At 36.1% G+C, this 13,561-nt stretch carries 16 protein-coding genes; 14 read left to right on the top strand and 2 right to left on the bottom strand.

The features are described 5' to 3' along the window. Positions 1-4: 4 nt before the first annotated feature. The 7 genes from JEM45_RS02475 (at position 5) to recO (ending at position 4,589) form a co-directional block, all read left to right on the top strand. Entirely contained in the window at positions 5-646 is a 642-nt protein-coding gene (locus JEM45_RS02475; RefSeq protein ID WP_026866430.1) for a hypothetical protein, read from the top strand. A 113-nt stretch (positions 647-759) separates the two neighbouring features. After that, positions 760-1,713 (top strand): PhoH family protein, encoded by a 954-nt coding sequence (locus JEM45_RS02470; protein ID WP_026866429.1) that lies wholly within the window; start codon positions 760-762, stop codon positions 1,711-1,713. Beyond that, positions 1,710-2,171: an rRNA maturation RNase YbeY gene (ybeY, locus tag JEM45_RS02465; protein ID WP_026866428.1), complete on the top strand. Its 462-nt coding sequence runs from the start codon at positions 1,710-1,712 to the stop codon at positions 2,169-2,171. Before JEM45_RS02470 ends, ybeY begins: the two co-directional genes overlap by 4 nt. Next, complete coding sequence (locus JEM45_RS02460; RefSeq protein WP_026866427.1) at positions 2,167-2,517, top strand: diacylglycerol kinase family protein; 351 nt, start codon at positions 2,167-2,169, stop codon at positions 2,515-2,517. Before ybeY ends, JEM45_RS02460 begins: the two co-directional genes overlap by 5 nt. A gap of 10 nt (positions 2,518-2,527) precedes the next feature. Further along, on the top strand, positions 2,528-2,926 hold the full coding sequence (gene cdd, locus JEM45_RS02455; protein ID WP_198687688.1) for a cytidine deaminase: 399 nt from the start codon (positions 2,528-2,530) through the stop codon (positions 2,924-2,926). Then, positions 2,926-3,834, top strand: a complete 909-nt coding sequence (era, locus tag JEM45_RS02450) for a GTPase Era (RefSeq protein ID WP_198687687.1) — start codon at positions 2,926-2,928, stop codon at positions 3,832-3,834. The genes cdd and era overlap by 1 nt, the downstream gene beginning before the upstream one ends. Positions 3,835-3,848: 14 nt before the next feature. After that, a complete protein-coding gene (gene recO / locus JEM45_RS02445) occupies positions 3,849-4,589 on the top strand; it encodes a DNA repair protein RecO (protein WP_026866424.1) in 741 nt (246 codons plus the stop codon). 33 nt (positions 4,590-4,622) lie between these two features. Here recO and JEM45_RS02440 read toward each other — a convergent pair whose 3' ends face one another. Further along, a complete protein-coding gene (locus tag JEM45_RS02440) occupies positions 4,623-5,210 on the bottom strand; it encodes an SCO family protein (RefSeq protein WP_026866423.1) in 588 nt (195 codons plus the stop codon). A 47-nt stretch (positions 5,211-5,257) separates the two neighbouring features. Further along, complete coding sequence (locus tag JEM45_RS02435; protein WP_026866422.1) at positions 5,258-6,634, bottom strand: glycine--tRNA ligase; 1,377 nt, start codon at positions 6,632-6,634, stop codon at positions 5,258-5,260. Between the two features lie 294 nt (positions 6,635-6,928). On the opposite strand from JEM45_RS02435, the gene JEM45_RS02430 reads away from it, so the two are divergent. The 7 genes from JEM45_RS02430 (at position 6,929) to JEM45_RS02400 (ending at position 13,558) form a co-directional block, all read left to right on the top strand. Further along, on the top strand, positions 6,929-7,546 hold the full coding sequence (locus JEM45_RS02430) for a transcriptional regulator CcpN (protein WP_026866421.1): 618 nt from the start codon (positions 6,929-6,931) through the stop codon (positions 7,544-7,546). 6 nt (positions 7,547-7,552) lie between these two features. Then, on the top strand, positions 7,553-8,377 hold the full coding sequence (locus JEM45_RS02425) for a pyruvate, water dikinase regulatory protein (RefSeq protein WP_026866420.1): 825 nt from the start codon (positions 7,553-7,555) through the stop codon (positions 8,375-8,377). Positions 8,378-8,381: 4 nt separating this feature from the next. Beyond that, a complete protein-coding gene (dnaG, locus tag JEM45_RS02420; protein WP_026866419.1) occupies positions 8,382-10,136 on the top strand; it encodes a DNA primase in 1,755 nt (584 codons plus the stop codon). 24 nt (positions 10,137-10,160) lie between these two features. Next, complete coding sequence (gene rpoD / locus JEM45_RS02415; protein WP_026866418.1) at positions 10,161-11,267, top strand: RNA polymerase sigma factor RpoD; 1,107 nt, start codon at positions 10,161-10,163, stop codon at positions 11,265-11,267. 95 nt (positions 11,268-11,362) lie between these two features. Further along, positions 11,363-11,746: a c-type cytochrome gene (locus JEM45_RS02410; protein WP_026866417.1), complete on the top strand. Its 384-nt coding sequence runs from the start codon at positions 11,363-11,365 to the stop codon at positions 11,744-11,746. Between the two features lie 56 nt (positions 11,747-11,802). After that, a complete protein-coding gene (locus JEM45_RS02405) occupies positions 11,803-12,492 on the top strand; it encodes a tRNA (adenine(22)-N(1))-methyltransferase (RefSeq protein WP_198687686.1) in 690 nt (229 codons plus the stop codon). Next, on the top strand, positions 12,479-13,558 hold the full coding sequence (locus tag JEM45_RS02400) for a Nif3-like dinuclear metal center hexameric protein (protein WP_198687685.1): 1,080 nt from the start codon (positions 12,479-12,481) through the stop codon (positions 13,556-13,558). The genes JEM45_RS02405 and JEM45_RS02400 overlap by 14 nt, the downstream gene beginning before the upstream one ends. Positions 13,559-13,561: the final 3 nt, after the last annotated feature.

Below are 13,561 nucleotides of genomic sequence, written 5' to 3'. Positions count from 1 at the left end.
AGTAATGGAATTAATTCCAATCGTTATAATTGTACTCGGTATTATTTCTTCAATCATCAGTAGTCAATCAAACAAAAAGAATGAAGAAAAACGTAATATCGATCCTTCTAAATTAGATCGTAAGTCAAAAACTGCACCAAGAAGACGTCAAGATCAACAAAACCAAACAACTGAGAATAAAGGATTTTTTGAAAACTTACAAGAAAATTTTGAGAAGGAAATGAAGAATTTTGAGAAAGAAATAGAGGGACAACCTCAAACAGAACCTAGAAAAAGAGCTGAAAATCAGTCTAGAACACAAACGGCAGAAAGACAAGCTAGAGAAACAATTCAACGCTCTAACAATCGTCAAAATACTTCACAAAATGTATCTGATTATGAAAAACGTAAGACAGACCGTTCTAGACATTCAAACAGAGCAAATCAAGCTAAAGAGAAAGTGCTCACTGAGGCTTATGATGAGCGTATAACAATGGATGAAGGTCTTACAAAAGATATGATTGAGGAACGACAAAATAATAGACAAAATAAAGATAGAATCAAGGAAACAGATATTACAAGTGGTGATATCAGTTTTGATTCTAAATCTGTTGTGAATGGTATTATTATGTCGGAAATTCTCGGTAAACCAAAATCTAAGCAGTAATTAAGAACATGCAGGTAACCACCTGCATGTTTTTTTACGACTTCTTAATTGCAGTAGTACTTTTATAGTGGTAAATTTAAATAGAATAACACTACTTAAAAAGGGGTTTGTAAATGCCTAATATTATTAATATTGATAGCCTAGATGAAGCTCAAGCTCTAATAGGCGCAAATGATTCACACATCACTTATCTTGAAGAAGAGTTTGACGTAAAAATTCACACGCTTGGTAATGAAATTACTGTGAGCGGAGAAGATGAAGAAAAAGTCGAACTTGTTGAAGATGTGTTGCTTCATTTATTAAAAATAATTCAGCGGGGAATGAGTATTTCTCTTAGAGATGTTCAATCTGCTGCAATGATGGCTAAAAATAAAACCATTGAATATTTACAAGATCTCTATAATGAAGAAATAGCTAAAGACTCTAAAGGTAAGAGTATAAAAGCAAAAACAACAGGTCAGAGAGTATATGTCGATAATATTAAAAAACACGATTTAACTTTTGGAATTGGCCCGGCTGGTACCGGAAAAACTTTTTTAGCTGTGGTAATCGCTTGTCAGATGCTCAGAGAAAACCAAGTTAAACGTATTGTTCTTACAAGACCTGCAGTTGAAGCTGGGGAGAACCTCGGATTCTTACCAGGAGATTTAAAGGAAAAGGTAGATCCATATTTAAGACCATTGTATGATGGTTTACATGCCGTATTAGGTGCTGAAACAACAGACCGTCTAATTGAGCGAGGCATTATTGAAGTGGCACCTTTAGCGTACATGCGTGGACGTACTTTGAATGACGCCTTTGTCATACTTGATGAAGCACAAAATACAACTGAGATGCAGATGAAGATGTTTTTAACACGTCTCGGATTTGGTTCAAAAATGATTGTCACTGGTGATGAAACTCAAATTGACTTACCTGGTTCTACAAAGAGTGGTTTAGTTGAGTCTGTTAAGCGATTGGAGAATATTAAAGGTATTGCAATTAATCGAATGGACGAGAGTGATGTTGTCAGACATCCACTTGTTTCTAAGATTATAGTTGCCTACGAAAAGGATGCGAACTTATGATTAATGTAGATTTCATCGATGAAGGTAGTTTTGTTACAACTGAAGAACAAAACGATATTAGTGACCTCTTATCATTTGCGTATAAACATTTAAAAGAAGAAGGGCCTGCAGAAGTGTCGGTATCTTTCGTATCTAATGAAGAGATTAAAGATATTAATCGTGACTACCGTGACAAGGACAGTATTACAGATGTGATTTCCTTTGCACTTGAAGAAGATGAACTCAACTTAATTCATGAAGATGCACCACGTACATTGGGTGATATTATTATTTCTACAGACCGTGCTAAAGAACAAGCAGAAGATTACGGTCATTCCTACCGTAGAGAGTTGTTATTTTTAAGCTTACACGGATTTCTACATTTGCTTGGCTACGATCACATGGAGAGCGATGAGGAAAAAGAAATGAATGGAAAACAAGAAGAAATATTAACTGCCTTTGGAGTGACAAGAGATTAATCCTAGTCGATTTAAGTATCCTCTCCAGGGATTGTACCGATTACTAAAAAAAGATTATAATTTTTTAGTTCATTTAATCATTGCAGCACTAGTGATCGGCTTTGGATTCTGTTTTAATATATCTAAGGTCGAATGGTTATTTGTCACTTCAGCAATCTTTATGGTTTTAATAGTTGAAGCATTGAATACGGCTATTGAATACGCTGTAGATTTATCGACAGATTCTTATAATTTATTTGCAAAATACGCTAAAGACGTTGCAGCTTTTGCTGTAGTGCTTGCATGTATTTATGCTGTAGTGATTGGTTTTACTGTGTTTATACCTTATATAATTCAGATATTTTAGGAGGAAACGAATGGAATTCAAATCTGAGTGGTTAGAAGAAGCTTTAAAGGCGAAAGATAATGCCTATACACCTTATTCAAAATTTAAAGTCGGTGCGTTACTAATTACAGATGAAGATGAGTATATTTACGGTGCTAATATTGAAAATGCTGCTTACCCAGCAACAATTTGTGCGGAAAGAACGGCCCTAGTTACTGCCTATGCAAATAATAAGAGAAAATTTAAGGCGATTGTTGTCGTTACAGATGCTAAAGAACCTGCTAGCCCATGTGGTACTTGTAGACAGGTTATGAAAGAGTTATGCCATGATGACATGCCAGTATTTTTAGTCAGCCCAAGTGGGGAAGTGATCGAGCGTACAGTAGATGATTTACTACCACTCGGTTTTAGTGGAAAGGATATGGAGTAATGGATTTTGGAGGGTTTAAATCCGGTTTCGTCAGCATTATAGGTCGACCAAATGTCGGCAAGTCTACCTTTATGAATAAGGTACTCGGTCAAAAAGTTGCAATTATGTCTGATAAACCACAGACAACAAGAAACAAGGTGCAGGGAGTCTATACAAAGGATGATTGTCAGATCGTTTTTATTGATACGCCTGGTATCCATAAACCTAAGCATCAGCTCGGTGAACACATGATGAAGGTTGCTAGAAACACTTTACGTGAGACAGAGGTCATCTTGTTTATCATAAATGCTGCAGAAGAAATTGGTCGCGGTGATGAATACATTATTGATATGTTAAAACATACAAAGACGCCGATTATTCTTGTCTTAAATAAGATTGATCTTGTCCACCCAGATGAGCTATTAAAGCAAATTGAAGTGTACAAAGATAAATTAGAGTTTAGTGATATCGTCCCAATATCAGCCTTACAGGGTAACAACATTGACCGTCTACTCAGTGTAATCGAAACCCATTTACCAGAAGGGCCAATGTACTATCCAAAAGATAGAATTACAGACCACCCTGAGTTCTTTATTGTTAGTGAATTGATTAGAGAAAAGGCCTTGCATCGCCTCAGTCAAGAATTGCCTCATGCAATTGGTGTTGAAGTATTGAAGATGAAAGGGCAAGATGATGGTGGCAAAGTCCACGTCGAGGCAACCATCTTTGTAGAACGCGATTCACAAAAAGGCATGGTTATCGGTAAGGGTGGTAAGATGCTTAAGGAAATCGGACAAGAGGCGCGTCGTGACATAGAAAACTTATTGGGTAGTAAGGTGTACCTTGAGCTATGGGTTAAGGTCCAGAAAGATTGGAGAAATAAACCACAATTTATTCGCTCACTCGGCTATAAGGATGAAGAATATTAAAAATAGGTGAGTAAATGATTTATCAGCAAACAGGCATGATGATCAGGCAGACAAATTACAGTGAGACTAGCCGTATCATAACAATATTAACAGAGAGTGGGGAACAAGTTCCCTTGATGGCTAGAGGCTTTAACAAACCGAAAAGCCCTTTTACTGTATTGAGACAAGGTTTCTTAGAAGCGCTGTTTACATATAATCGTTTCAAAGGTATGGGTACTTTAAATGATGTTGATGTGACCGAGCGTTATACAAATTTAAATAGTAACTTTGAGCTATATACACATGGTTCTTATATATTAGAAGTTATCAGTCGAGCACTGGATGAGAACTATGCTGAAAGTGCCTACTACAATCTTTTAAGGAAAGCCTATGACCTTCTAGATGATAATAATGAACGCTATTCAGTTACAAGTTTAGTACTTATTAAAATGTTACCTGCCTACGGTGGCGAACTTAATGTTGATTCTTGTGCGATTTGCGGCGAGTCTAATTATCAAAACTATAGTCACTATTCATTTAAATACCACAGTGTAATCTGCAATCGTTGTTTAAGTGAAGAAAGTCTAGAACGGGCAGTTGCAATATCGAATAAGGTGCTATATTTTTCACTATATTTAAAGCACGTTAAAATTAGAGATGTAAAAAGTATTCATATCTCAGAAGACATAGGTAAGCAATTACTACGATTTATAGAGATGCTTTATGATGAATATAGTGGTGTATATTTTAAAAGTAAAAAATTAATAGACAAATAACGTCCTTAGCTAATGCTAGGGACGTTTATATGTTTAATTTAGCTTTCTTAAATCCTTAATTATTTCATCAGAATTGAATTCTTGTTCTCCAACGTCTACACCGGAATAATCTTTTATTAGCACACCATCTTCGTCTACAAGATATAAGGCTGTACTATGTAAAACCTGGTTGCCACCGTCTTGTGGTGCTTTGATGACAGATTTAAAATTGTTAAGTGCATAGTCTCTAATATATTCAAAGTCATAGCCAGTGAGTAATTGCCATTCGATACTTTCATCTTTGTCGTACCAACTGATATATTCACTGAGTATTTCTGGACTGTCGTATTCTGGATCTACAGAAAAGCTGACCAGCCCTACATCGGTAAGATTATTATCTTTAAGCTTAGTTGTCAATTCGGCTAGATTGGCAGTCATTGGAGGACAAACAGTCACACAGTTTGTAAAGATCTGATTGACGAGCCATACCTTGTTTTCCATGTTATCACGTGTAAAACTTTGGCCATCTTGATTGATTGCTTCAAAATCTTTTAAGGTGTTACCATAATATGAATTGGGTTCTATGTCGTTTGAACACGATGAGAGGATTATAACAAGAAATAATAATAAGTATCGTTTCAACGGGTGACGCCCCCTTATATGTAAAAGGCACCCTAAGGTGCCTTTTATTAATATTTGATTCTTGATGATAAGAAGTCATGGACATCGTCGATTGCAATACGTGTTTGTTCCATCGTATCACGATCTCTGATGGTCACTTTCTTATCTTCTAATGAATCAAAGTCAAATGTAATACAGTACGGTGTACCAATTTCATCTTGACGACGGTAACGTTTACCGATTGATTGAGATTCATCGAACTCTATGTTGAAGTCGCCCGCAAGTTTAGAATAAACTTCCATAGCTTCAGAGCTTAATTTCTTAGATAGTGGTAAAACAGCTGCTTTAAACGGTGCAAGCGTCGGGTGGAAGCGTAATACTGTACGTTTCTCATCACCTTCAAGCGTTTCTTCGTCGTAAGCATCACATAGGAATGCTAAAGTCATACGGTCTAAACCAAGTGATGGCTCGATACAGTATGGCACATACTTTTCGTTCGTTTCAGGATCATGATAATTGAAGTCCTCATTAGAGTGCTCCATATGCTTACGAAGGTCGAAGTCTGTACGACTTGCAATACCCCAAAGCTCACCCCAGCCAAATGGGAATTTATATTCTATGTCAGTCGTTGCGTTAGAGTAGTGTGATAATTCATCTTCATCATGGTCTCTAAGACGAGTGTTTTCTTCTTTTAGATTTAAATCTTTTAACCAGTTAACAGCGAAATCTTTCCAGTAGTTTTGCCACTCAATTTCAGTCCCTGGCTTACAGAAGAATTCAAGTTCCATCTGATCAAATTCACGTGTTCTAAAAGTGAAGTTACCAGGGGTAATCTCATTACGGAATGATTTACCAACTTGTCCGATACCAAATGGTAATTTTTTACGCATTGTTCTTTGAACATTTTTGTAGTTTACAAAGATACCTTGTGCAGTTTCTGGACGGAGGAATAATTCGTTTGTTGAACCTTCTGTTACACCTTGGAAGGTTTTAAACATCAAGTTAAACTGACGAATTTCAGTATAATCGTTGGCACCACAAGTCGGGCAAACGATGTTCTTTTCTTCGATTATTTCTTTCATTCTATCGAAAGATAAACCATCAGCAACAAAAGTGTCATCTTCTTTTTGCATGACATCTTCGATCAATTTGTCTGCACGGTGACGCGATTTACAGTTTTTACAGTCTATCATTGGGTCATTAAAGTTTCCTAAGTGACCTGATGCTTCCCAAGTTTTAGGATTCATTAAGATGGCAGCGTCAATACCAACATTGTATGGTGATTCCTGAATGAATTTTTTCCACCATGCGTTTTTAACATTGTTTTTAAGAGCGATTCCAAGTGGACCATAGTCCCAAGTATTTGCAAGACCACCGTAGATTTCACTACCCGGGAAAACAAAGCCTCTCGTTTTTGCTAAGTTTACAATCGTATCCATATTCATGATAAATGCAACTCCTTTTATTTTTAACTTTGATATAGAAAAATCCCTGGACAGCAATAATATATGCTATCCAGGGACGAGCGTAGCCCGCGGTTCCACCCAATTTAGTAAGAAAACTCGCTTTTATATATAAAGTTATTTTATAAGTTATTTCAATGCCAAATTTGTTGTTAAGCTTACACCATCCTTAACTCGCTTAATGCTATTATATAATCGGCTAGTTTGGAATGCAAGTGCGATCATATTTCTTTATCTCGATAAATATTATATAATATTTATGTTGGGAGTGAGAACGTGGAACTGAATGAGCGACAAGAAAAAATACTAAACATTGTAAAGCAACATGGTCCCATTACAGGAAGTAATATCGCTGCACAATTGTCTTTAACAAGAGCGACATTGAGACCGGACTTGGCAATTTTAACGATGTCAGGATTTTTAGATGCTAGGCCGAGAGTCGGTTATTACTATACAGGGAAAGAAACTAATGATGTCATTTCTCTCAAGGTAAATAATTTACTCGTTAAAGATGTGCAAAGCTTACCAATAGTTATTACAACTGAAACAACAATCTATGATGCAATCGTTAAAATGTTTTTAGAGGATGTTGGTACACTGTATGTTATTGACGAAGTAAAAACGTTGCAAGGCGTTGTTTCAAGAAAAGACTTACTCAAAGGCACGATGAGCTTTAGTGATATTGAAAACACTTCGGTTAGTACAATTATGATGAGAAAGCCTAATATAACTGTATGTTACGCTGATGATTCACTTTTGTACGCAGCAAAACAGCTTATTGACCGTCAAATTGACTCTCTACCAGTCGTTAAAGACGTAGATGATAATTTAGAAGTCATCGGTCGAATCACTAAAACTAATATTACAAAAGTATTCGTAAACTTAATGGAGTGATTATATATGACAAACTTAAAAGTAATCGTTGCATCAGACTCTGTAGGAGAAACCGGTGAACTAGTCACAAAAGCTTGTCTCTCACAATTCGATCTTGATGCTCCAGATAATATTATAATTCGTTACCCTTATGTAGACTCTACTGAAGATATTGATGATGTCATCGATTTAGCTAAAAGTAAAGATGCTTTAGTTGTATACACTATAATCACCCCTTCATTAAGAGAGTACATAGATGCTGAAATGGTTCAAGAAGAAATTTCTTATATTGATGTTATGGGCCCATTAATACGTGAAATCTCTAATGCAACTGGCCAAGTACCATTAAATGAACCGGGAAGAGTCCACCGCTTAGACGAAGATTACTTTAAAAAAATTGAAGCAATTGAATTTGCAGTTAAATATGATGATGGCAAGGATACGAGCGGCTTAGATAAGGCAGATATCATATTAATTGGTGTATCTCGTACATCGAAAACCCCATTATCTCAATTTTTAGCCTTAAAAAAATATAAGGTTATGAATGTTCCACTAGTTCCAGAAGTTAAACCCCCTCAAGAATTATTTGAGGTCAATCCTAAAAAGTGTGTGGCCCTTAGAATTAATCCAGAAACATTAAATAGAATCAGAAAAGAAAGACTATCACAGCTTGGCCTAAAAGATACTGCGATGTACGCGAATGGCTCAAGAATAGATGAGGAACTATCTTATTTTGATGAAATAATTGGAAAAATAGGCTGTCCAGTAATTGATGTATCTGATAAGGCCATTGAAGAAACTGCGAATGCTATCATGAGATATGTAGATAGCGAAAGTAATATCAGAGGGTGATTATTTGAAAATACCCGAGGAAACAATTGAAAACATAAGAACACAGACCGACATAATAGACTTAGTTTCAAGCTATATAAAACTTGAGAGACGCGGGCGTAACTATGTTGGTCTGTGCCCGTTTCATGACGAGAAAACACCATCCTTTTCAGTAAGTCCGGACAAACAGATTGCACATTGTTTCGGCTGTAAAAAGGGTGGTAATGTTTTTCAATTCCTAATGGAAATTGAAAATATTAGTTTTACAGAAGCGGCAAAAAAACTCGGTGAACCATTAGACATTAAGATTGAAACTGGTGAAATTGAAGTTGATCAAGGTGATATGTCACAGATCAAGATGCATGAATATATGACTGACTTATATCATCATCTGTTAATGAATACGAATGAAGGAAATCAACCTCTACAATATTTACTTGATAGAGGATTTACAACGGACCTGATTCGACAAGAAAAAATAGGCTTTGCTCCTGCGATGTCTTACTTTGCAAAAAATGCATTGCTAGAGCAAGGATATAATGAAGAATCGGCCTACCAAGCAGGGCTACTGTCTAGAAATGAAGAAAATTTTTCTTACTATGATCGATTTGTCGGACGGATTATGATTCCGATTAAGAATCATCAAGGTAATCACATTGGTTTTACAGCTCGGAGCATAGATGGTAGTGAACCGAAGTATTTAAACACACCAGAAACAGATATATTTAAAAAAAGAGAACTATTCTTCAACTTGTCTGATGCAAGGAAACACATTAGAAAAATGGATAATGTCATTCTTATGGAAGGGCATATGGACGTGCTAAAGGTTAAGATGACTAATGTTCAACATATTGTTGGGACCATGGGAACAGAGTTGAGTCGAGAGAATTTGACCTTATTAAAACGATTGTCATCAAACACTACGATTATGTTTGATGGTGATAAGGCCGGGCAAAATGCAACATTAAAGGTCGGCGACGCACTCTTACATGAAGGCCTGAATGTGTACGTTCAAAAACTGCCTGAGGGAATGGACCCTGATGAATATATAGAAAAATACGGTACTGAGAGTTTTGAGAATTTTATCGAAAAACGGATGCAGCACTATCTTCAATTTAAGGCGGAAAAATTTAAATCGGATGCTGGAGCCAACGACATGAAAATCAATCAGAACCTAAGTGTAGTGATTGAGGATTTAAAATTTGTAAGAGATTCACTAACTAGAGAACGGTTGGTTACTGTAATATCATCTATCTTCGATATTGACAAAGATGCGCTTAAAAACAGAATGCCATCAACAATGGTTACACAGGAAGCTACCTATACTGAACCTGAAGTCAATAGAAGGACTTTAAGTCTCAGGCAGAAAAAAGAAAGATATCTAACACGCATCATGATGTCTCACCCAGAATACTTGAAGACATACAGTGAAAAGCTCGATGAAAATATCTTAACTTATCAACCATATTATGATATAGTTAGAGGACTTTGTGTTTATTTTGAAACACATGAAGTGTTTGATATTTCTTTAGCCCTTAACTATCTAGACGGCGCACTGACAGACACACTGATTGACTTAGATAATATGAGGATTCATCAGGATGTGTCAGAGAGTGAAATAAATGATTACTTAGAAGACTTAAGTGGTATAAGAAATAATGAAAACGAAATTGAGCTTTTATCTCGTCAATTGGAATTAGCAGAGCGTGACAATGATGTAGAACTACAACTTAAGCTCACTCAGGAAATAATAGAACTGAATAGAATTCATAAGATGTAGTTTTTTATAACTAGGAGGCACAATATGGCGAACAAAAAAGCAGCTATTGCTGATACAAAAGATATTGATTTTACTAGCATTGAGCAGGTTAAAACTTATCTGTTAGATAAGGGTAAGAAAGAAGGTCAACTTTCTCACGAAGAAGTAGCCGATAAGCTTGCCAACTTTGAACTTGATTCCGATGCCATGGATGAATTTTTCGATGATTTAAATGAAAATGACATTCAAATGGTCAATGAAAAAGATGCATCTGATAAAGATGAGAAACTTAATCTTCATGATATGAGTGCACCTCCAGGTGTTAAAATTAATGACCCAGTTAGAATGTATTTAAAAGAGATTGGGCGTGTTGATCTCTTATCAGCTTCAGAAGAAGTTGAACTTGCCAAAAAAATTGAAGAAGGCGACGAAGTTGCACGTGCACGTCTAGCTGAAGCGAATTTACGTCTTGTTGTTAGTATTGCTAAACGTTATGTCGGTCGTGGCATGTTATTTTTAGACCTAATTCAAGAAGGGAATATGGGTCTAATTAAGGCTGTTGAGAAATTCGACTTTACTAAAGGTTTCAAATTCTCCACTTATGCAACTTGGTGGATTCGCCAAGCGATTACTAGAGCAATTGCAGACCAAGCTAGAACAATTCGTATTCCAGTTCACATGGTTGAAACGATTAACAAATTAATCCGTATTCAACGTCAATTATTACAAGATTTAGGTCGTGAACCAACACCTGAAGAAATCGGTGAAGAGATGGATTTACCAGCTGATAAGGTTCGAGAAATTCTAAAAATTGCCCAAGAGCCTGTATCACTGGAAACACCAATTGGTGAAGAAGATGACAGCCACCTTGGTGACTTTATAGAAGACCAAGAGGCACAAAGTCCTTCCGATCATGCTGCTTATGAATTATTAAAAGAGCAGCTTGAAGATGTTCTAGAAACATTGACGGACCGTGAAGAAAATGTACTTCGTCTACGATTTGGTTTAGATGATGGACGTACGAGAACACTTGAAGAAGTTGGTAAGGTATTTGGGGTTACCAGAGAGCGAATTCGTCAAATAGAAGCGAAGGCTTTAAGAAAACTCAGACATCCTTCAAGAAGTAAAAAATTAAAAGATTTTATGGACTAATATGTGTAATTTTTTCTCAAAATTGTTTTGACTTTGTCACAAATTGAGATACAATTGAATATGAGATTAAATCCATGTATTGAGGGGGTAACAAATTGAATAAAAATCCTATAATTCCATTTTTACTGATTATCTTCTTAGGAGTTGGACTTGTTTTCCTACTTTCAGGTGTAGGGGCGACTGATGACGGTGAAGAAGATGTAGCATCCGAAGAAGGTGCTTCAGAAGAATCAGGTGGCGGCGAAGAGGCATCAAGCGGTGACGTAGATGCTGAGGGTATCGCTCGCGATAACTGTGCATCATGTCACGGTCAAGACTTCTCTGGTGGTATGGGGCCTGCTTTAGCTGGTACTAGCCTAGATGAAGAAACTTTCACAACGACAGTTCGTGATGGTAGAGGTTCAATGCCTGCATTCTCAGCTGATCAAATTGCAGATGAAGAACTTACTGCTTTATATCAATTCTTCTCTGAACAATAATTATTTTTAAAAGACTCTCAAAACTTGAGAGTCTTTTTCTGTATAGGAGCGAATTTATGTTAAATGAACGATTGAGATTAGTATCAGATTATATTACTGGTAATACATTGGTTGATATTGGTTCAGACCATGCATATCTACCGATTTATGCGATTGAAAATGGGTTATGTCAATCTGCAATTTGTGGAGAAGTTGTAGAGGGCCCCTTTGATTCATCAGTAAAAAATGTGAAAGAAAAAAACATGGATGATAAGATTGAAGTCCGCTTTGGTGATGGTTTAAAAATTTTAAATGAATCGGATCAAGTCGATACTATTACAATATGTGGTATGGGTGGACCACTGATTGCATCTATTATTGAGACTGGCTTTAAAAACGTATCTGGAAAACCAAGAATTATCGCTCAGGCAAATACTTACCCTTACAAGGTAAGACAAGTTATGTCTATACTTAACTACCAAGTAAGTGATGAACGACAATATAAAGATGGTCCACATTTTTACGATATTATTGTTTTTGATTATTGTCCTGATAAGCCGTCATATAGTGAGAGAGAACTGAGATTTGGTCCTTTAAACTTAGTGAGAAGAACAGATTTGTTTATCGATGATTTAGAACGTGAAAAACAACATATTGAAAAAATTCTTCTTGGTATTAAAGAAACAGAACAAAATAAAGGTAAAATTACTGAGCTAAAAAAAGAGTTACAAGTTTTAAATGAGGTGATTGATCATGACCACAGTTAAAGATTTATTTAAAGTTCTTGATACAATAGCCCCCTTTAATGATAGTGAAACTTGGGACAATACAGGTTTACTTGTCGGAGATATGAATAACGAGGTGACGGGTGTTTTGACCACACTCGATTGTCACACATCCACTGTCGATGAAGCAATAGACTTAGGTGCTAATGTTATTGTTGCTCACCACCCACTCATCTTTTCAAAATTATCATCTGTAACTGAATCTGGCATTGGGAAGATTATTAGAAAATTAATTAAACATGATATTAACCTAATAGCCATGCATACGAATCTTGATCATCAGACAAATGGTGTAAGCCACATGATTGCATGTAAACTTGGCTTTGAAGACACGGAAGTGTTACTGCCACTAGCTGGAAATTTTAAAAAGCTTAGAATTAATATTACACGTGAAGAAAAAGAGAAGTTCAAGGAAAATATGCTTAAAAATGCACCTGTTGGTAAGATGGGCGAATATTCTGAAGTGAGTTTTGAATATGAGGTCCAAGGCCAATTTAAACCGAGTCAAAATGCCAATCCAACGATAGGTAAGAGTGGTGAGCTAGAACATGTAGAAGAATTTGTCCTAGAGTGTATATTCGATGCTAAAGATACTGAAGCAGTCGTTTCTGCAATTTATAAGTACCATCCATTTGAAACTCCAGCTTTTGATATTATTTCTATTGATATGAATAAGAACGAAGGACTTGGTGTGAGTTTTCAATTTGGGGAATCTCTTGATGATTTAGTAAACAGACTAGAAGCCGTAATGGATAGAAAGATTGTTAACCTAGTTAAAGCAAATGATAATCCAATAAACAAGGTCGCAATCATCGGTGGATCCGGTATGTCGTATGTAAATGATGTATTTAAAAAAGACGTTGATGTTTTAATTACAGGTGACGTTAAATATCATGAAGCATATGATGCAAAACTAGCCGGATGGAATATTATAGATGCTGGACACTATTTAGAAATAGTGATGGTTGATGGTTTACAATCATTGATAGAAAAGTATAGTGATGTCACAGTCTATGCATCAAGCGTGAATACTAATCCATTTGAATAACAA

The organism is Jeotgalicoccus sp. ATCC 8456 (genome assembly GCF_016313225.1).
GTDB classification, from domain to species: Bacteria; Bacillota; Bacilli; order Staphylococcales; family Salinicoccaceae; genus Jeotgalicoccus; species Jeotgalicoccus marinus.
Note: the sequence above shows the minus strand (reverse complement) of the source record. Positions and strands in the feature narration are given on the sequence as shown.

Coding starts and splice junctions, on each gene's coding strand:
- JEM45_RS02435 (WP_026866422.1), bottom strand. CDS start 6,634: ATGAATATGGATACGATTGTAAACTTAGCAAAAACGAGAGGCTTTGTT.
- era (WP_198687687.1), top strand. CDS start 2,926: ATGGATTTTGGAGGGTTTAAATCCGGTTTCGTCAGCATTATAGGTCGA.
- cdd (WP_198687688.1), top strand. CDS start 2,528: ATGGAATTCAAATCTGAGTGGTTAGAAGAAGCTTTAAAGGCGAAAGAT.
- JEM45_RS02470 (WP_026866429.1), top strand. CDS start 760: ATGCCTAATATTATTAATATTGATAGCCTAGATGAAGCTCAAGCTCTA.
- rpoD (WP_026866418.1), top strand. CDS start 10,161: ATGGCGAACAAAAAAGCAGCTATTGCTGATACAAAAGATATTGATTTT.
- ybeY (WP_026866428.1), top strand. CDS start 1,710: ATGATTAATGTAGATTTCATCGATGAAGGTAGTTTTGTTACAACTGAA.
- recO (WP_026866424.1), top strand. CDS start 3,849: ATGATTTATCAGCAAACAGGCATGATGATCAGGCAGACAAATTACAGT.
- JEM45_RS02405 (WP_198687686.1), top strand. CDS start 11,803: ATGTTAAATGAACGATTGAGATTAGTATCAGATTATATTACTGGTAAT.
- JEM45_RS02425 (WP_026866420.1), top strand. CDS start 7,553: ATGACAAACTTAAAAGTAATCGTTGCATCAGACTCTGTAGGAGAAACC.
- JEM45_RS02475 (WP_026866430.1), top strand. CDS start 5: ATGGAATTAATTCCAATCGTTATAATTGTACTCGGTATTATTTCTTCA.
- JEM45_RS02400 (WP_198687685.1), top strand. CDS start 12,479: ATGACCACAGTTAAAGATTTATTTAAAGTTCTTGATACAATAGCCCCC.